The organism is Magnetospirillum sp. UT-4 (assembly GCF_902729435.1).
In the GTDB taxonomy this organism is placed as follows: Bacteria; Pseudomonadota; Alphaproteobacteria; order Rhodospirillales; family Magnetospirillaceae; genus Magnetospirillum.
The window spans coordinates 203500-221049 of sequence record NZ_CACVCG010000046.1; the positions used below are offsets into that span (position 1 = coordinate 203500).

Annotated in this window: 18 protein-coding genes and 1 tRNA gene; 14 read left to right on the forward strand and 5 right to left on the reverse strand. The window is 69.0% G+C overall.

Annotated features, from left to right (window positions below):
• The first annotated feature begins 9 nt into the window (after positions 1–9).
• Positions 10–582 (forward strand): regulatory protein RecX, encoded by a 573-nt coding sequence (locus tag MTBUT4_RS06915; protein ID WP_254434772.1) that lies wholly within the window; start codon positions 10–12, stop codon positions 580–582.
• Here the strand turns inward: MTBUT4_RS06915 and MTBUT4_RS06920 are convergent.
• On the reverse strand, positions 572–1549 hold the full coding sequence (locus tag MTBUT4_RS06920; protein WP_173978933.1) for a mechanosensitive ion channel family protein: 978 nt from the start codon (positions 1547–1549) through the stop codon (positions 572–574). The two genes, MTBUT4_RS06915 and MTBUT4_RS06920, sit on opposite strands and share 11 nt — an antisense overlap.
• Before the next feature lie 109 nt (positions 1550–1658).
• Here MTBUT4_RS06920 and arsC point away from each other — a divergent pair, with 109 nt between their 5' ends.
• Positions 1659–2003: an arsenate reductase (glutaredoxin) gene (gene arsC / locus MTBUT4_RS06925; protein ID WP_173978934.1), complete on the forward strand. Its 345-nt coding sequence runs from the start codon at positions 1659–1661 to the stop codon at positions 2001–2003.
• Positions 2004–2102: 99 nt separating this feature from the next.
• Positions 2103–2390, forward strand: coding sequence for a hypothetical protein (locus MTBUT4_RS06930; RefSeq protein ID WP_173978935.1), 288 nt, complete (start codon positions 2103–2105; stop codon positions 2388–2390).
• Between the two features lie 304 nt (positions 2391–2694).
• Here MTBUT4_RS06930 and MTBUT4_RS06935 read toward each other — a convergent pair whose 3' ends face one another.
• Positions 2695–3474: an alpha/beta fold hydrolase gene (locus MTBUT4_RS06935; protein ID WP_173978936.1), complete on the reverse strand. Its 780-nt coding sequence runs from the start codon at positions 3472–3474 to the stop codon at positions 2695–2697.
• 11 nt (positions 3475–3485) lie between these two features.
• Between MTBUT4_RS06935 and MTBUT4_RS06940 the strand changes: the two genes are divergently transcribed.
• From MTBUT4_RS06940 to MTBUT4_RS06970, 7 genes are all read left to right on the forward strand, one after another.
• Positions 3486–4733, forward strand: a complete 1248-nt coding sequence (locus MTBUT4_RS06940) for a glycosyltransferase family 4 protein (protein WP_173978937.1) — start codon at positions 3486–3488, stop codon at positions 4731–4733.
• Positions 4730–5653 carry a glycosyltransferase family 9 protein gene (locus tag MTBUT4_RS06945; RefSeq protein WP_173978938.1) on the forward strand — a complete coding sequence of 308 codons (924 nt, stop codon included), beginning with the start codon at positions 4730–4732 and terminating at the stop codon, positions 5651–5653. Before MTBUT4_RS06940 ends, MTBUT4_RS06945 begins: the two co-directional genes overlap by 4 nt.
• A gap of 7 nt (positions 5654–5660) precedes the next feature.
• Complete coding sequence (locus MTBUT4_RS06950) at positions 5661–6593, forward strand: metallophosphoesterase (protein ID WP_173978939.1); 933 nt, start codon at positions 5661–5663, stop codon at positions 6591–6593.
• 76 nt (positions 6594–6669) lie between these two features.
• Positions 6670–8586: a threonine--tRNA ligase gene (thrS, locus tag MTBUT4_RS06955; RefSeq protein WP_173978940.1), complete on the forward strand. Its 1917-nt coding sequence runs from the start codon at positions 6670–6672 to the stop codon at positions 8584–8586.
• 112 nt (positions 8587–8698) lie between these two features.
• The gene (infC, locus tag MTBUT4_RS06960) at positions 8699–9220 is read left to right on the forward strand and encodes a translation initiation factor IF-3 (RefSeq protein ID WP_173978941.1); all 522 of its coding nucleotides are present in this window, start codon (positions 8699–8701) and stop codon (positions 9218–9220) included.
• A 105-nt stretch (positions 9221–9325) separates the two neighbouring features.
• Positions 9326–9415: transfer RNA gene (locus tag MTBUT4_RS06965), tRNA-Ser, on the forward strand.
• A 152-nt stretch (positions 9416–9567) separates the two neighbouring features.
• A complete protein-coding gene (locus MTBUT4_RS06970) occupies positions 9568–10620 on the forward strand; it encodes a Fic family protein (RefSeq protein ID WP_173978942.1) in 1053 nt (350 codons plus the stop codon).
• Positions 10621–10941: 321 nt separating this feature from the next.
• Here MTBUT4_RS06970 and MTBUT4_RS06975 read toward each other — a convergent pair whose 3' ends face one another.
• On the reverse strand, positions 10942–11850 hold the full coding sequence (locus MTBUT4_RS06975) for a XamI family restriction endonuclease (protein WP_173978943.1): 909 nt from the start codon (positions 11848–11850) through the stop codon (positions 10942–10944).
• Positions 11851–11854: 4 nt separating this feature from the next.
• Positions 11855–13081, reverse strand: a complete 1227-nt coding sequence (locus MTBUT4_RS06980; RefSeq protein WP_173978944.1) for a DNA cytosine methyltransferase — start codon at positions 13079–13081, stop codon at positions 11855–11857.
• Between the two features lie 270 nt (positions 13082–13351).
• On the opposite strand from MTBUT4_RS06980, the gene MTBUT4_RS06985 reads away from it, so the two are divergent.
• Positions 13352–14290, forward strand: coding sequence for a histone deacetylase family protein (locus tag MTBUT4_RS06985; RefSeq protein WP_254434773.1), 939 nt, complete (start codon positions 13352–13354; stop codon positions 14288–14290).
• Between the two features lie 2 nt (positions 14291–14292).
• Complete coding sequence (locus tag MTBUT4_RS06990; protein ID WP_173978945.1) at positions 14293–14739, forward strand: bacteriohemerythrin; 447 nt, start codon at positions 14293–14295, stop codon at positions 14737–14739.
• 9 nt (positions 14740–14748) lie between these two features.
• Here MTBUT4_RS06990 and MTBUT4_RS06995 read toward each other — a convergent pair whose 3' ends face one another.
• Positions 14749–15024: a hypothetical protein gene (locus tag MTBUT4_RS06995; protein WP_173978946.1), complete on the reverse strand. Its 276-nt coding sequence runs from the start codon at positions 15022–15024 to the stop codon at positions 14749–14751.
• An 83-nt stretch (positions 15025–15107) separates the two neighbouring features.
• Here MTBUT4_RS06995 and MTBUT4_RS07000 point away from each other — a divergent pair, with 83 nt between their 5' ends.
• The gene (locus tag MTBUT4_RS07000; RefSeq protein WP_173978947.1) at positions 15108–15695 is read left to right on the forward strand and encodes a HupE/UreJ family protein; all 588 of its coding nucleotides are present in this window, start codon (positions 15108–15110) and stop codon (positions 15693–15695) included.
• A gap of 122 nt (positions 15696–15817) precedes the next feature.
• Entirely contained in the window at positions 15818–17440 is a 1623-nt protein-coding gene (gene pgi / locus MTBUT4_RS07005) for a glucose-6-phosphate isomerase (protein ID WP_173978948.1), read from the forward strand.
• Positions 17441–17550 lie beyond the last annotated feature (110 nt).

Consider the following 17550-nt stretch of genomic DNA (forward strand, 5'->3'; position numbering starts at 1 on the left):
GGAAACCTCGTGCGGAACCGGCTAGGCTGGGGCATGCGCAAGGCGCCGCCCAAGATCACGCCATCATACCTGGAGAATGCCGCGCTGCATTACCTGGAACGCTTCGCCGCGTCCAGTGCCTCGGTGCGCCGGGTGCTGATGCGCAAGGTCGACCGCGCGCTGGAGCATTGGGGCGGCGAGCGATCGGAAGCGGCGGCCCAGGTCGATGCCACCATGGCCAAGCTGGCCCGGCTGGGCTATCTCGACGATTCCGCCTATGCCGCCACCAAGGCCCGGGCGCTCAACCGCCAGGGCCGCCCGGTGCGGGTCATCCGCGCCGCTTTGGCGACCAAGGGGGTGGATGGCGACACCACGGCGGCGGCGCTGGACGGCCTGACGCAGGAGCTGGCCGAGCCCGACCTGGCGGCCGCCATCCGCTTCGCCCGCAAGCGCCGGCTGGGGCCGTTCCGCAAGGCGGACGCCGCCGCCGATCCGCGCAAGGAGCTGGCCGCCATGGCGCGCGCCGGCTTCGACCTCGACACAGCGCGCCGGGTCCTGGCGGCGGCGGACGAGGAGGCGGCGGAGGCGCTTGCTACACCTTGACCGGCACCTGCACCTTGTCGCCGAACCACAGGGTGGTCTGGGGGAAGGGGATCTCGATGCCCAGCTCGTCGAAGCGCTGCTTCATGCGGCGGTTGAAGGCGCGGCCGATCTTCCACTGGCTGCCCGGCTGGGTCTTCAGGCGCACCCGCACCACCACCGCCGAGGCCTCGAAGCGGTCCACCCCCATCACCTCCAGCGGCTCCAGCAGCTCGGGGCCGAGTTCGGGATCCAGCGCCAGCTCGGCGGCGATGCCGGAGAGCACCTCGACCACCCGGTCGATGTCCTCGCGATAGGCGACGCCGGCGTCGATGAGGGCATAGCTGAAGTCGCGGGTCATGTTGACCACCGTGCCGACCGAGCCGAACGGGATGGTGTGCACCGCCCCGGTGATGTCGCGCAGGCGGATGGCGCGGATGGACATGCCCTCGACCACCCCGGCATGGCCGTCGAGCTTGACCACGTCGCCGATGGCGATGGTGTTCTCGAACAGGATGAAGGCGCCGGTGATGACGTCCTGCACCAGTTTCTGGGCGCCGAAGCCGATGGCGATGCCGACCACGCCGGCACCGGCCAGCAGCGGCGCGATGTTGATGCCGACCTCGGACAGCACGATCAGCACCACCATCACCACCAGCGCCACGAACAGCACGTTGCGGGCCAGCGGCAGCAGGGTGCGGGCCCGGGCGGTGCGATAGGCGCCGGCGCCCTCGCAGTCGAAGCGGGCCAGCCAGCGCTCGACCCCGCGCGAGGCCAGGTGCCACAGCACCACGGCGCCGCTCACCACCAGGGTGATGGTCACCGCCGACGACAGCACCCGCCGGCCGATGGGCGAGACCACCACCTCGCGCAGCTCGGTGCCCCAGCCGCGGACGGCGACCAGCAGGCCCTCGGGCTCGGCCGCCAGGGCGGCGGCGGACAGCGCCGACAGCAGCACGACAGAGGCGAGGACGAGGCGCAAGGGGGGCATTGCCGGCGGCACTCCGCAAGGGGAAGACGGACCGGGAATAACGGCCGACTTTGACGAAACTATGGCGTGCGCCTACCTTTGGGGCAGTCCCTGGCAACGGAACCCAGTCATGAACGACGTCACCGTCTACCATAACCCCCGCTGCAGCAAGTCGCGCGAGACCCTGAAGCTGGTCGAGGACAGGGGCGTCACGCCGCGCGTGGTGGAATACCTGAAGACCCCGCCCGACGCTGCCGAGCTGGCCCGCATCCTCGCCCTGCTGGGCAAGCGCCCGGCCGACATCCTGCGCCGCAAGGAGGCGGCCGAGGCCGGCATCGATTCGGGCGCGCTGACCGACGACCAGCTGATCGCCGCCATGGTCGCCCATCCGGCGGTGATCGAACGGCCCATCGTGGTGGCCAACGGCAAGGCGGCCCTGGGGCGGCCGCCGGAAAGCGTGCTGGCGATCCTGTAGAATTCCCTCCCCGTCCGGGGGAGCGCCCTATCCCCCAAGCATGGTTGCGCGGGCAAGCCGCCGCGGCGCAGGCTGATGCCGAAAGCGTGCGGAGGGCCGATGGGCCGGGACGCCTACCTCAACGGCATGGAGCAGGGCCTGCGCGATCTCTCGCTGAGGATCGAGGGGGTGCGCCTGCGCCTGCTCGATTCCCCCGATGGCGGGCTGAAGCGGGAGATGCTGCATCGCCTGGCGATGATGGAGCGGCGCCGCGACAGCATCCGCGACATGCTCGACGCGCTGACCGACGAGCCGGACGGCACCTGGGCGGACCTCAAGGCCGAGATCGACGGCGAATGGGACGCCCTGGTGGAATGCTTCGAACAGGACGTGGCCGGGTTGATGTGAGGGTGTCGCAGCCCTCCCGGCTTCGCCCCGCTTGCGCCCTAGGGTCCGTACTCAATTAGGGTGTGGCCTGCGCCGAGACGAATTGGCCCGCCTGGCAGGAAGGACGCGCAGCGCGATGTGGACCATCGCGCAAGCGGCCTGACGCACCGGGAGGGCCCACGTAGATCGCCGGGTCGTGAAGTTTACCGCCGGGCTGGCCGAGGGCCAGACCCGGTGGCCCGGCGATGACGAGTGGGGCGGGCGATTTCGAGTCCTTTCCAGCACAAGGCCATGGAAGCTGAAGGTTTCCGCGACTTTCATTCCCTCACCCCAGCAGCGCCTCGACCGTGCGGATCATCCGCGCCAGATCGGCGGGGCGGCTGAGGCGGTGCTCGCCGTCCTTGACCAGGGTCACCTCGACGTCGTCGCCGACCAGGCATTCGGCGATGCGCAAGGCGGTGCGCCAGGGAACGTCGGCGTCGTTCTGGCCGTGGATCAGCCGCACCGGGCAGTCCAGGTTGATGGCGTCGCGCAGCAAAAGGTGGTTGCGCCCCTCGTCGATCAGCAGGCGCGGGATCGACCATGGATCGTCGGGGTCGTAGCAATTCTCCATCATCACCCGGCCGGTCTCGCGCATCTCGCGCCGCTGGGCCTCGTCGAAGCCGGCCCACATCAGGTCCTCGGTGAAGTCGGGAGCGGCGGCGATGCCGACCAGGCCGGCGACGCGGCGCGGCCGCTCCAGTGCCGCCAGCAGGGCGATCCAGCCGCCCAGGCTGGAGCCCACCAGCACCTGCGGCCCCGCGGTCAGGGTGTCGATCACCGCCAGGGCGTCGTCCTTCCAGCGGCCGATGCAGCCGTCCTCGACCGCACCCGAGCTTTGGCCGTGACCGAACAGATCGAAGCGGAGGAAGGCGGTGCCCCGGGCGGCGCAGAAGGCTTCCAGCGCCAGCGCCTTGTCGCCCTCCATGTCGGAGTGGAAGCCATGCAGGAACACCACGCCCGGACCCGTTCCGGCGGCACGACGGTAGGCGATGGACGCGCCGTCCCCGCGTGCTAATATCCCGGCCCCGACGGGCAGGGTCCCGTCATTCGTTGGGTTCGTCATAGCATCCATCCATGTCCACCGAGAATTCCACCGCCATCGAAGCGCCTGCCGCCCCCGGCCGTCAACCCCCAGACCGTCAGGCCCCAGACCGTCAGGCCCCCGACCGTCAGCCCGTCGTCCTGCAGGTGCTGCCCGCCCTGGTCACCGGCGGCGTCGAACGCGGCACCGTCGAGGTCGCCCAGGCGCTGGTCGAGGCCGGCTGGACCAGTATCGTCGCCTCGTCCGGCGGCCCCATGGTGCGCGAGCTGACCCGCGTCGGCGCCGAGCACGTGGAGATGCCGCTGGCCTCGAAGAAGCCGTGGGACATGCGCGCCAATGTCGGCCGGCTGGAGGCGCTGATCCGCGAGCGCGGCGTCGATATCGTCCACGCCCGCAGCCGCGCCCCGGCCTGGAGCGCGCTGGCCGCCGCAAACCGCACCGGCGCCCACTTCCTCACCACCTTCCACGGCACCTACAACCTGGGTTGGTTCGGGCTCAAGCACGTCTACAATTCGGTGATGACCCGCGGCGAGCGGGTGATCGCCATTTCCGATTTCATCGCCGAGCACGCCCGCCGCATATACGGTGTCGATGCCGCCCGCATCCGGGTCATCCATCGCGGCGTCGATCTCAGGAAGTTCGACCCGGTGCGCGTCAGCCCCGAGCGCATCATCCAGCTGGCCCACCGCTGGCGCCTGCCCGACGGCTTCCCGGTGATCATGCTGCCCGGCCGCCTGACCCGCTGGAAGGGGCAGGAGGTGCTGATCCGGGCGCTGGCCGAACTGGGCCGCCACGACGTGCGCTGCCTGCTGGTGGGCTCGGACCAGGGCCGCACCGGCTATCGCCAGGACCTGGTGAACCTGATCCGCAAGCTCGACTTGGTGGACGTGGTGCACATCGTCGACGAATGCAACGACATGCCCGCCGCCTACATGCTGACCGACATCGCGGTGTCGGCCTCCACCGATCCCGAGGCCTTCGGCCGGGTGGTGGTCGAGGCCCAGGCCATGGGCCGGCCGGTGATCGCCACCGACCACGGCGGCGCGCGCGAGACCATCCTGCCCGGGCGCACCGGCTGGCTGGTCACCCCCGGCGATCCGTCGTCGCTGGCCTCGGCCCTGGCCCGCTTCCTGACCCTGACCGCCGAGGAGCGCGGCGACATGGCGGTGCTGGCGCAAAGCTTCGTGCGCGAGAACTTCACCCGCGAGGCCATGTGCGCCAAGACCCTGGCAGTCTACCGCGACGTGCTGGCGGGAGAGGCGGAGGCGGAGACCGATTGAGCGCCGAGCGCATCCTGGTGGTCAAGCTGGGCGCCCTGGGCGATTTCGTCCAGGCCTTCGGCCCCTTCGCCGCCATCCGCGGCCATCATGCCGGCGCCGAGATCACCCTGCTCACCACCCGGCCTTTCGCCGAACTGGCCGCCGCTTCGCCGTGGTTCGACCACGTCTGGATCGACGACAAGCCGAAACCGTGGCACTTCGCCCGCCTGGCCGGCCTGCGCGACCGCCTCAAGGGCGGGCGCTTCACCCGGGTCTACGACCTGCAGACCTCGGACCGCTCGTCGTCCTATTTCCGCCTGATGGGCGGTGGCGTCCAGTGGTCGGGCATCGCCCGGGGCTGCTCGCATCCCCACGCCAATCCGCTCCGCGACGCCATGCACACGGTGGACCGCCAGGCCGAGCAGCTGGCCATGGCCGGCATCGAGGCGGTGCCGGCGCCCGATCTGTCCTGGGCCGGCGCCGATGCGGCGCGCTTCGGCCTGCCCCGTCCCTACGCCCTGCTGTGCCCGGGCGGCGCCCCCCACCGCCCGGCCAAGCGCTGGCCGGCCGAGCGCTTCGCCGCCCTGGCCGGGTGGCTGGCGGCGCGCGGGGTGGCGCCGGTGCTGATCGGCACCGACAAGGAACGCCAGGCGCTGGGCACCATCACCGCCGCCTGCCCGCGGGCGGTGGACCTGGGCGGGCGCACCTCGTTCCCGGACATCCTGGGGCTGGGCCGGGGCGCCCTGGCGGCGGTGGGCAACGACACCGGACCGATGCACCTGATCGCCGCCTCTGGGTGTCCGTCGGTGGTGTTGTTCTCCCACGAATCGGACCCCACCTTGTGTGCACCGCGCGGATTGGTACGCGTGCTGCGCGTCCCCAGCCTCGACGGCCTGGAGAGCGCGGCGGTCGAAGCCGCCATCGCCGAACTGACGGGTTAGAACTCGCATGGGGCACGACGAACGGGTCCTGGCACGTGCCGCCTGGCGCGCCCAGCGCATCGCCTTCGAGCGCGACCTCGGCCGGCGCATCCGCCACGGTGTCGGCGGCCCGGCCCGCATCTCGTGGCGCGAGCCGCTGCTGATCGGCCTCGACCGGATGGCATCAAGGCTCGGCATGCGCCGGCTGGGGGTGCGGCTGGCCAGCGGCTTCGTCATCAGCCGCCACGACATCGCCGTGCCCGGCCTGCCGGCGCCGTTCGACGGCTATCGCATCCTGCACCTGTCCGACCTGCATGCCGACATCGTCCCCGGCGCGGTCGAGGCGGTGGCACGGCGGCTGGCCGGCGAAGCCTTCGACCTGGTGGCGCTGACCGGCGATTACCAGACCGACCACGGCCCGCCTCTGCCCGAGGTTTACGCCGGCATCGGCCACGCGCTGGCGATGCTGGCGCCGGTGGACGGGGCGTTCGCCGTATTGGGCAACCACGACCACCACGACACGCCCGAGGCGCTGGAGGCGCAGGGGGTGACCCTCCTGCTGAACGAACGGTCGGTGATCGGGCGCGGCGGCGCCTCGCTTTCCCTGGTCGGAACCGACGACGTCCATGCCTTCTGTTCGGCGGCGGCGCTGGCGCTGCTGGGGGCGCCCGCCCCGGGCCCCTCGGTCGCCCTGGTGCATTCGCCCGAGGCCGCCGACATCGCCGCCGCCGCCGGCCATGCGCTCTACCTGTGCGGCCATACCCATGGCGGCCAGATCTGCCTGCCCGGCGGCCGCCCGCTGGTGACGGTGCTGGAACGCCACCGCGACCTGGCATCGGGGCGCTGGCGGCTGGGCGGGATGCAGGGCTTCACCAATCGCGGCCTGGGCGCCAGCGTGCCGCCCATCCGCCTGAACTGCCCGGCCGAGGCGGCGGTGTTGACCCTGATCCGTCAATCTTGACTTGGCCCCCAAAGGCCGTAGAGTCCCGGATTCCCGTTTTTCCGCAAACGCGAACAGCAAGCGAAGGTCGCTCATCATGGTCGCCATCACGCTCCCCGACGGCTCGGTGCGCTCCTATCCCGGTCCGGTGACCGGGCTGGACGTCGCCAGGGACATCGGCCCCGGCCTCGCCAAGGCGGCGCTGGCCATCCGTGTCGATGGTGCCATGAAGGACCTGGCCACCACCCTGGACCGCGACACCAACCTGGCCATCGTCACCGCCAAGGACGGCGCCGACGCGCTGGAGCTGCTGCGCCACGACGCCGCCCACATCATGGCCGAGGCGGTCAAGGAGCTGTACCCCGAGACCCAGGTGACCATCGGCCCGGCCATCGAGAACGGGTTCTATTACGACTTCGCCCGCCCGGTTCCGTTCACCCCCGAGGACCTGGAAAAGATCGAGGCGCGGATGAAGGAGATCGTCGACCGCGACGAGGCCATCACCCGCGAGGAATGGGACCGCGACGAGGCGGTGAGGTTCTTCGACTCCCTGGGCGAGAAATACAAGGCCGAGATCATCGCCTCGATCCCGGCGGGCCAGCCCATCGGCCTGTATCGCCAGGGCCAGTTCATCGATCTGTGCCGCGGCCCGCATTTGCCGTCCACCGCCAAGCTGGGCAAGGCGTTCAAGCTGATGAAGCTGGCCGGCGCCTATTGGCGCGGCGATTCCCGCAACGAGATGCTGCAGCGCATCTACGGCACCGCGTGGTTCGACAAGAAGGACCTGGAGGCCTATCTCCACATGCTGGAGGAGGCCGAGAAGCGCGACCACCGCCGGCTGGGCCGCGAGATGAACCTGTTCCACCAGCAGGAAGAGGCGGTGGGATCGGTGTTCTGGCATCCCAAGGGCTGGACCCTGTACCGCGCCGTCGAGAGCTACATGCGCAAGCGCCTCGACGCCAACGGCTATGTGGAGGTCAAGACGCCGCAGCTGGTGGATTACTCGCTGTGGGAGGCCTCGGGCCACGCCGACAAGTTCTCGGAAAGCATGTTCACCGTGCGCACCCAGGACGAACGCCACCTGGCGGTCAAGCCCATGAACTGCCCCTGCCACGTCCAGATCTACCGCCAGGGCATCAAGAGCTACCGCGACCTGCCGCTGCGCATGGCCGAGTTCGGCTCGTGCCATCGCTACGAGCCGTCGGGGGCGCTGCACGGCATCATGCGGGTGCGCGCCTTCACCCAGGACGACGCCCACATCTTCTGCACCGAGGACCAGATCACCGCCGAGACCATCGCCTTCTGCGAGCTGCTGAAGACGGTCTACACCGATTTCGGCTTCACCGAGGTGCGGGTCAAGTTCTCGGACCGCCCCGAGAAGCGGGCCGGCTCCGACGAGGTCTGGGACAAGGCCGAAGGCGCGCTGAAGCAGGCGGCCGAGGCGGCCGGCCTGGAGATGACCCTCAATCCCGGCGAGGGCGCCTTCTACGGCCCCAAGCTGGAATTCGTGCTGAAGGACACCATCGGCCGCGACTGGCAATGCGGCACCTTGCAGGTGGACTTCGTCCTGCCGGAGCGCCTGGACGCCGCCTATACCGCCGAGGACGGCAGCCGCAAGCGCCCGGTGATGCTGCACCGGGCCATCCTGGGCTCGTTCGAGCGGTTCCTGGGCATTCTGATCGAGCACCATGCCGGGCGCTTCCCGCTGTGGCTGGCCCCCACCCAGGTGGTGGTGGCGACCATCGTGTCGGACGTCGATGGCTTCGCCGAGGAGGCGGTCAAGGCGCTGCGCGCCGCCGGCCTGCGCGCCGAGGCCGATCTGAGGAACGAGAAGATCAACAAGAAGGTGGCCGAGCATTCCCAGGCCAAGGTGCCGGTGCTGCTGGTGGTCGGCCGGCGCGAGGCCGAGAACGGCCAGGTCGCCATGCGCCGTCTCGGCAGCCCGGACCAAGAAATCGTTGCGCTGGATCAGGCGGTTGCTAAACTGACGGCGGAATCCGCGCCGCCCGGCTGAGCCCGGGCGAGCGCGCATTGCAGGAGCCGGACCGGAAAACACCGCGGGGGACAGGCGGCCGGTCCATTATCGAGTTCGAACCGATGGAGAGGTTTACATAGCCAGGCCACCCATGCAGACGCCGCCCAAGAACGACGGGCCGCGCGTCAACCGAGAGATCGACGCCCGTTCCATCCGCCTTGTCGGGCCGGAAGGGGAAATGATCGGAGTCGTGTCCCTGCGCGAGGGACTCACCATGGCGGAGGAAGCCGGCCTCGACCTGGTCGAGGTGTCGCCCAACGCCGACCCGCCGGTCTGCAAGATTCTGGACTTCGGAAAATTCAAGTACGAGGACCAGAAGAAGAAGAACGCGGCACGCAAGAAGCAGAAAGTCATCGAGGTCAAGGAGATCAAGCTCCGGCCCAACATCGATGACAATGACTACGGCGTGAAGATGCGCAACATGCGCAAGTTCCTGGAGGAAGGCGACAAGGTCAAGGTCACCCTGCGCTTCCGCGGCCGCGAACTGGCCCACCAGGATCTCGGCATGAAGGTGCTGGAGCGGGTGCGCGACGACCTCGAGGATCTGGGCAAGGTCGAGCAGATCCCCAAGATGGAAGGCCGCCAGATGGTGATGGTGATCTCGCCGCGCTGAGGCGCCGGCGACCCGTCACCTCACCCGTTTCGACGGGGTTGCGGAGACCGGCCCTTTGCGCTAGTCTCCGCGCCTTCCCGTCGATCGGGTGCTTCCTTTTCCTGCGGAGAGGTGCCAGAGCGGTCGAATGGGCCGGTCTCGAAAACCGGTGTGGGGGCAACCCCACCGTGGGTTCGAATCCCACCCTCTCCGCCATTCATCCGCCGACAGGAAAGTCCTGTCGCCTCGGGGCGGGGGCGGTGGTGCGTGATCCCCTGGTTCGCCGGCGCTTCCGCACCTGCTGCGTCCCGCCCTCCTCGGGTCTTCGTGCCAGCCTCTCCGATTGAGCTCGCTACGTTGGAACCGGAATGACGTCCTTCGCGCCTTCCTTTCTGACACACCTGGTGGTCCCGCCGCGTCTGTTGCGCATGGTGGCGGCCCTGACCGAGTACCGCGGCAAACAAAGCCTATGGGCGCAGACCAAGCCCGAGGTGCTCAAGCGCCTGCGCCAGGTAGCGGTTATCGAGAGTGTGGAGTCCTCCAGCCGGATGGAGAACGTCGAGGTCGGCCCCCACACCTTCGACCGCATCGTCCGAAATGCCGCCGATCCCGAGACCACCGACCGGTCCCAGGCCGAATTGGCCGGCTATCGCGATGCCCTGGCGTTGATCCATCAGAATGCCGCCGATATGCCGCCGACCGAAAACGTCGTTCGCCAACTGCATGGCATGCTGATGCGGTTCACTGCTGCGGGGGGCGGCACTTACAAGCTGGCGACCAACGACATCGTCGAGAAGGACGCCACCGGCGCAATCATGCGGGTGCGGCTCCGCACCGTCACACCGGCGCTGACCGCGGCAGCCATGACCGAACTGCACGAGGCGCTGGCCCGGGCACTCGACGAGGGCGAGATCGAGCCGGTCCTGCTGGTGCCGCTATATGTGCACGATTTCCTGTGCATCCACCCTTTCCCCGACGGGAACGGCCGGGTTGCCCGCCTGGTGACTCTGCTGCTGCTCTACCGCATGGGATACGAAGTCGGCCGTTACGTCAGCTTGGAGCGCCTGATCGAGGACAGCAAGGCTACCTATTACGACAGCCTCGCCCTATCCGACGTTCGCTGGGCGGATGGTGGACACAACCATGTCCCGTTCACCGAATATCTGCTGGGCACGGTGCTTGCCGCCTACCGCGAATTGGAGGAGAGCACCGCCATCGACCTTGACCATGGAGCCCGTACCCGGATGGTGGAGAGGGCGGTCATGGCTCTGCCGGCGCGGTTCCGTTTGTCCGACGTGGAAAAGATGTGCCCTCTGGTCGGGCGAGACACCATCCGAAGCGCCCTCGGCAAACTCAAGCATGACGGCAAGATCGTCAGCGACGGACGGGGACGGGCGGCCGGGTGGCGTCGTCTGGCGTGAGCGGATGGAACCGATCGCGCCTCGGCAAATGGATTAAATGGCAGCACTTTAATCCATTTAATGCCATTTGAGCCGTTTCCACCCGGGACCGGGCGCAATCCGCAGCCGGATTGGTAGGACGGGGGCGACGGCCCTCGTGGGGGTGGGAGTTGGGTGCACTGGCACCGTAATTCCGGGGCGGGTGCTGGGCGGAGGTGGGAGTTAGGTGCACTGGCACCGTAATTCCGGATTGGTAGGACGGGGGGCGGCCCTCGTGGGTGTGGGGGATGGGTGCGGTGACGCGTCATTCTCGCTGGCACCGTAATTCCGGGAGACCGGATCTCAGAACTGCCTGTCGAGCCACTCCGAGAAGGCGTCGAGTTGGTGCGACCAGAAAACATGGACCTTGGCGTCGATGAGGCGCTCCACATCCTTGGCGGCGATGACGCCCTCCAGCAGGGCGGCGGTCACCACGAAGCTTCCCCAATGGGTCTTCCAGGCCTCGGCCTTCTTCAGGACGTCGTTCACGCGCTTGACGGAATTCGTTTCGTCGTTGGTGACCTTACATTCCATCGCCAGGACGAGAGTGTCACGCAATCCGCAAGCCACATCCACCTCTTGGGGGGTGGTTGTCGCAGTCGCAAACCGCGTCTTATGCATGAAGTGCTTTTCGGGGACCGCAGCCCGCCGGTCGATGAGACGACTGGGACGGCGGGTCCACCCCTTCGCTTCCAGCAACTCAATGACGGCTTGTTCCTGCTTCGCCGCAAGGCGGTTTCGCCGAGTGGTCGCGAAGGTCTGCGCGGCGATCAACGGCGAAAGGGCCAGCAGCACCTCCCTCAATTCCACACGTGTTGGCTTGCGTCCAGCGTCAAGCCAGCGGGTCAAGTGACGGTCCCGCCATTGTGCGAACATTTCCGCTACAGCGACGGCCGGACCTGCGCCAACAGGCGAGCCACTCTTCTCGCTGGTCTTCGGCCAGGTCGGGCATAGCAATTTGAACTGATCCTGGCTGATGGGCGGGGCGAGGAAATGCCTCAGGGCCAGCATATGGCCGCCGCTCTCCATGAGGGCGACTGCGATGGTCGATAAGTAGTTGGAGGCCCGAAGCGCTTCCGCCAAGACATGGCGAGCCCCCCGTAGGGCCAGCTTCCAATCCGCGGCCCCTTCTTCCGGGTCTCGCGCCTCCTGGTACAGGCGCTTGGCTTCGGCCGCGTGCGCGGCGTGGATGGCCTTGAGGTCGTCGGCCATCAGGCTAGATCGCCGTCGTTCGCAGAACCGGAATCCTGGAAACGCGCCGGGGTGCCGCCGCCCTTCGGGACTGGCCGTTCCGAGCCTCTTCCTTGGCCGTGTAGCGAACGGCCTTCGCAAGCTCGTCCGGCAGCGGCAGGAGCGCCAGATGATGGACGGCCCCGCTCGTCGGTTGGGAGGCGACGTGGTCGAGGAGCGATTTCCCGACCAGTTCGGCGAGCCTGGGCGGAACCGCGTTGCCGATCTGCCGGTACTGGCTCGTCCGGTTGCCTGCGAACGCCCAGGTCGGGGGGAACGTCTGGATGGCGGCGCACTCTCTGGGGCACAGACGGCGGAGCCCCAGCACGGGGTCCTTCACCCAGTCCTGCTGCGCGCTGGCGGTAACCGTGCGCGCCGGAACGGCAAGGTCGGCCACGAAGGCCCCCTGCTTGTACCCCCAATGCCCGCCGGGACGGGTCGTTTCCGCCTTGCCCGGGCTTTTGACCCCCGACCCCGGTGACACCAGGGCCAGGTCGTGGGCCAGTTTCCCCGAGGGGCGGATCACCTCGTCCTCGGCCAACGGAGAAAGCGTGCTCAGGCACGCGCGCAGCGGCATCCAGGGCTTCAGCCCGTCAACCGGGTCCTTGCCGTGGGTCGCGACCGGAAACGGGGGAATGTCGCCGGCGCGGTAGCCGATGACGAACAGCCGGACGCGCCGTTGCGCAAGCCCGAAATCGGCGGCATTCAGCAGGGTGACCGCCGTCTGGAAGCCGGCGCTCAGCAACTTGGCGCGGATCAGCTGCAGTGCCGTGCCGGGGACACCGTCGGGACCGCGGGCCGTCAGCAGCCCTCGGACATTCTCGAACACGAGCCAACGAACATCCAGTTCGCCGGCAAGGCGCACGAAGTCCGCGAACAGTTGCCCTCGCGGATCCTCGAAACCATGCTGATGACCGGCGCTGCTCCAGGACTGGCACGGCGGACCGCCGGCGAGCAACGTGACGTCGCCCCGGCGGATGCCGCCCTTCGCCAGGATGTCCCGGCCCATGGAGTGCCGCACGTCGGCGCGTTCGACGAAGGCCTCGTTCAAGGCGACGGAGCGGGCCAAGCGGCGCCCTTTGTTGGCGGTCAGCGTCTCGACGGCGTCCTGGTCCAAATCGGAAGCGTAGTGACATACCCAGCCGGCCTCCTCGAGGCCGATATCCAGTCCGCCCGCACCGGAGAACAGCGAAACGAAGGAATTGCGCGCCATTTCTAACCGCCCCCTGCCTTTCGGCGGGAAGTCTAACAACTAACGGGGCGGACGCCAAGAGTTCTGTTTTTGTACCGGCGGATATGGGGGGGCAGATTCTGCGTCAGAGTCCAGCCCCCCACCCCCCATCCCAACGCATGCCCCCCGTGCTCTCCGGGCGGTTGATGGGGCATTTCGCGGCTCATACCTTTGGCGTACACTCGCGCCGATTCGGGCTGGTCGGGGCGTTCGTCGCGCGGCCGGCCGCCCTGGCTGCCGAGGAACCGCCCATTGTCATCGACGGTGATCTATTCCCATCCGGTGTGTCTCGAGCACGACACCGGCGAGTTCCACCCCGAATGCGCCGACCGCCTGCGCGCCATCGCCCACATCCTCGACCGCGAGGAGTTCATGTATGTCCCGCGCGAGGAGGCGCCGGCGGCCACCGTCGAGCAGATCCTGCGCGCCCATAGCCGGGTCCATTTCGACAATGTCATGGGGGCGATCCCCGACGACGGCTGCGTCGAGCTGGACGGCGACACCTTCGTCTCGCCGAAATCGGGCGATGCCGCTTTGCGGTCGGCCGGAGCGGCCTGCGCCGCCGTCGACGAGGTCGCCACCGGGCGCAGCCGCAACGCCTTCGTCGCCACCCGGCCGCCCGGCCACCATGCCGAGCGCGAGGCGGTGATGGGCTTCTGCCTGTTCTCCAACGCCGCCATCGCGGCGCTGCACGCCCGCCACGCCCACGGCTTCAAGTCGGTGGCGGTGATCGATTTCGACGTCCATCACGGCAACGGCACCCAGCAGGTGCTGTGGGACCAGCCAGGGACCTTCTACGCCTCGAGCCACCAGGCCGACGCCTTCCCCTATACCGGCCTGGCCGAGGAGACCGGCGGCCCCGGCGGGGCGGTGGTGGTCAACGTGCCGCTGCCGGCCGGCACCGGCTCGGAGCCGTTCCGCGCCGCCTATGTGGAAACCATCCTGCCGCGCCTGCGTGCCTTCGCCCCCGATTTCGTCATCCTCTCGGCCGGGTTCGACGCCCATGCCGCCGATCCCATGGCGCATTTCCGCCTGCAGGTGGCCGATTTCGAATGGGTCACCCGCGAATTGCTGGCGGTCGCCCGCGAGACCGCCGGCCGCCGCGTGGTGTCGCTGCTGGAAGGCGGCTACGAGACCCGAGCCCTGGCGGCCTGCGTCGCCGCCCATATCCGCGTCCTGATGGAAGGTTGATCATGCAGTTCATCGAGTGGACCACCGAGATGTCGGTCGGCGCCGAGACCCTGGACGGTCATCACCGGATGATCATCGACTGCCTGAACCGGCTGCATCCGCTGCTCGATGCCGAGGGCAACGACGCCGAGGTGAAGGCGGTGGTGGCGACGCTGGAGGACTTCGTGCTGGTCCATTTCAGCGAGGAGGAGCAGGAGATGAAGCGCGCCGGCTATCCCGACTGGCGCGCCCACAAGGAGCTGCACGACCGCATGTACGACGTGGTGTTCGCGCTGAAATCCGACGTCGAGCGCGGCGACACGGTGGACGGGCGGCGGCTGTTCGAGCTGATCGAGAACTGGCTGGTCACCCACATCCTGGGCGAGGACCGCAAATACGTCCCCTTCGTCGCCACCCACGCCGCCGCCCCGCTGGCGCAGTGGAAGCGCTCCAACGGCCGCGAGGTCTGAGACCGCCCATCAATGCGAATGGTCGTGGTCGGGCAGGTCGTCCGGCTCGTGGTGGTGCTCGTGCGGCTTCCAGCCGTGGCGCGGGTCGTCGTGGGCGTGCTCGTCCCCGTCGTGGCCATGGGGGTGGGAATGCTGGTGCAGGTGGTCGTGCTGGTGGGTATGGGCGTGGGCGTGGCTGTGGACCACCTCGCCATGGGCGTGGGGATGGGTATGCACGTGGGTGTGGGCGTGGCTGTGGTCGTGCTTGTGCTCGTGGCTTCGGTGGCCGTGATGGCTGCCGTGCATGGCCGACCCTTTCGCGCTTGCATGTGGCGATGACCCAGTCGCATAATGGCGGCCGATTTCGACCAATGCAAGGATCTCCCCCCATGAAGCTGCTTCGCCTGCTGCCGGCCGCCGCCATCGCCCTTGCCGCCCTGCCGGCCTTCGCCCATACCGGGGGCGCCCACGGCGCCGGCCTGGTGGCCGGCTTCGCCCATCCGGTGGGCGGCCTCGACCATCTGCTGGCCATGGTGACGGTGGGCCTGTGGGCGGTGCAGGCGGGCGGCCGCGCCGTGTGGCTGATGCCGCTGGCCTTCCTGGCGGCCATGGTGGCGGGCGGCGCCCTGGGCATGGCCGGCATCGGGCTGCCGGCGGTGGAACTGGCGATCCTGGCCTCGGTGGTGCTGCTGGGCACCGTCGTGGCGCTGAAGCTGAAGCCGGCCCTGCCGCTCGGCATGGCGGTGGTCGCCGCCCTGGCGATCTTCCACGGCCACGCCCACGGTGCCGAGATGCCGGCGGCCGCCGCCCCGGTTCTCTACGGCGCCGGCTTCCTGGTGGCCACCGGCCTGCTGCACGCCGCCGGCGTGTTCGGGTCGCTGGGCATCGCCCGCCTGGTGCGCGAGAAGGGCGAGCTGCTGGTGCGCGGCACCGGCGCCGCCATCGCCGCCTCGGGCGCGGTGCTGATGGTGGTCTGATCCCCGCCCCGCTCCACGGTATCGAGGGAGGCCCGCAGGGGCCTCCCTTTTTTCGTGCCCGGCGGGTGGCCGGGGCAGCGCCCCTCTGCTAGACTCCCGGGAAAACGAGGAGGGAGACGGACATGGCACATCCCACCGGCCTGCCGGCCTGGAAGCTGCTGGAGGCCCACGCCGAGGCCATGGCGCCCGAACACATGCGCGACATGTTCGCGCGTGATCCCGGGCGCGCCGATGCCTTCACCCTCCGCCTCGGCGACCTGCTGCTGGATTATTCCAAGAACCGCATCGCCCACCAGACCATGCCCCTGCTGGCCGACCTCGCCCGCCAGGCCGGGCTGGAGGAGATGCGCGCCGCCATGTTCGGCGGCCAGCCCATCAACGCCACCGAAGGCCGCGCCGTGCTGCACACCGCGCTGCGCAACCGCTCGGCAAAGGCGGTGACGGTGGACGGCCACGACGTCATGCCGGGCATCCGGGCGGTGCTGGACAAGATGAAGGACTTCGCCGGCCGGGTGCGGTCGGGCGCCTGGACCGGGGCGACCGGAAAGCCCATGGCCGACGTGGTCAATATCGGCATCGGCGGCTCCGACCTCGGCCCGGCCATGGTGGCCGAGGCGCTGACCCCCTACCAGCAGCCGGGGCTGCGGGTGCATTTCGTCTCCAACGTCGACGGCTCCCACATGGCCGAGGCGCTGAAGCTGTGCCGGCCCGAGACCACCCTGTTCATCGTCGCCTCGAAGACCTTCACCACCCAGGAGACCATCGCCAACGCCGCCACCGCCAAGGCCTGGCTGGTGGGCGCCCTGGGCGAGGCGGCGGTGCCGAAGCACTTCGTGGCGCTGTCCACCAACGAACCGGCGGTGCGCGCCTTCGGCATCGACCCGGCCAACATGTTCGAGTTCTGGGACTGGGTCGGCGGGCGCTATTCGCTGTGGTCGGCCATCGGCCTGTCCATCGCCGTCGCAATCGGCTTCGAGCGCTTCGCCGAGCTGCTGGACGGCGCCTTCGCCATGGACGAGCATTTCCGCACCGCGCCGCTGGAGGCCAACATGCCGGTGGTGCTGGCCATGCTGGGGGTCTGGTACAACAACTTCCTGGGGGCCCAGGCCTATGCGGTGCTGCCCTACGACCAGTATCTGCGCCGGCTGCCGGCCTACCTGCAGCAGCTGGACATGGAGAGCAACGGCAAGGGGGTGGCGCGCGACGGCGCGCCGGTGCACTGGCAGACCGGCCCCATCGTGTTCGGCGAGCCGGGCACCAACGGCCAGCACGCCTTCTACCAGCTGATCCACCAGGGCACCAAGCCGATCCCCTGCGACTTCCTGGCCGCCGCCAACAGCCACAACGAGCTGGGCGGCCATCACCTGATGCTGCTGGCCAATGCCCTGGCCCAGCCCGAGGCGCTGATGCGCGGCAAGACCCTGGCCGAGGTCAAGGCCGAGAACCCCAAGCTGAGCGACGCGCAGGCGGCGCACCGGGTGTTTCCGGGCAACCGGCCGACCAACACCCTGCTGTACCGGCAGCTTGATCCCCACACGCTGGGCATGCTGATCGCCCTTTACGAACACAAGGTGTTCGTCCAGGGCGTGGTGTGGGACGTGAATTCGTACGACCAGTGGGGCGTCGAACTGGGCAAGCAGCTGGCCAAGGTCATCCTGCCGGAATTGTCCACCGCAAGCCCGGCCGGGTGTCATGACGGCTCGACCGCCGCGCTGATCGACGCGGTGCGCCGGATGCGGGAGTAGGCGGCGGGGTGAGGGCCATAGGCGTCGAGTTTGGCCGGAACTCCGTCTCATTCGGGCCTCACCCTGAGGAGCCGCCGCAGGCGGCGTCTCTCGGGCGTGGCCCGCCTCAT

Coding starts and splice junctions, on each gene's coding strand:
- MTBUT4_RS06950 (WP_173978939.1), top strand. CDS start 5,661: ATGGGGCACGACGAACGGGTCCTGGCACGTGCCGCCTGGCGCGCCCAG.
- MTBUT4_RS06940 (WP_173978937.1), top strand. CDS start 3,486: ATGTCCACCGAGAATTCCACCGCCATCGAAGCGCCTGCCGCCCCCGGC.
- MTBUT4_RS07000 (WP_173978947.1), top strand. CDS start 15,108: ATGAAGCTGCTTCGCCTGCTGCCGGCCGCCGCCATCGCCCTTGCCGCC.
- pgi (WP_173978948.1), top strand. CDS start 15,818: ATGGCACATCCCACCGGCCTGCCGGCCTGGAAGCTGCTGGAGGCCCAC.
- MTBUT4_RS06990 (WP_173978945.1), top strand. CDS start 14,293: ATGCAGTTCATCGAGTGGACCACCGAGATGTCGGTCGGCGCCGAGACC.
- MTBUT4_RS06935 (WP_173978936.1), bottom strand. CDS start 3,474: ATGACGAACCCAACGAATGACGGGACCCTGCCCGTCGGGGCCGGGATA.
- MTBUT4_RS06930 (WP_173978935.1), top strand. CDS start 2,103: ATGGGCCGGGACGCCTACCTCAACGGCATGGAGCAGGGCCTGCGCGAT.
- MTBUT4_RS06975 (WP_173978943.1), bottom strand. CDS start 11,850: ATGGCCGACGACCTCAAGGCCATCCACGCCGCGCACGCGGCCGAAGCC.
- arsC (WP_173978934.1), top strand. CDS start 1,659: ATGAACGACGTCACCGTCTACCATAACCCCCGCTGCAGCAAGTCGCGC.
- MTBUT4_RS06980 (WP_173978944.1), bottom strand. CDS start 13,081: ATGGCGCGCAATTCCTTCGTTTCGCTGTTCTCCGGTGCGGGCGGACTG.
- infC (WP_173978941.1), top strand. CDS start 8,699: ATGCAGACGCCGCCCAAGAACGACGGGCCGCGCGTCAACCGAGAGATC.
- MTBUT4_RS06920 (WP_173978933.1), bottom strand. CDS start 1,549: ATGCCCCCCTTGCGCCTCGTCCTCGCCTCTGTCGTGCTGCTGTCGGCG.
- MTBUT4_RS06970 (WP_173978942.1), top strand. CDS start 9,568: ATGACGTCCTTCGCGCCTTCCTTTCTGACACACCTGGTGGTCCCGCCG.
- thrS (WP_173978940.1), top strand. CDS start 6,670: ATGGTCGCCATCACGCTCCCCGACGGCTCGGTGCGCTCCTATCCCGGT.
- MTBUT4_RS06995 (WP_173978946.1), bottom strand. CDS start 15,024: ATGCACGGCAGCCATCACGGCCACCGAAGCCACGAGCACAAGCACGAC.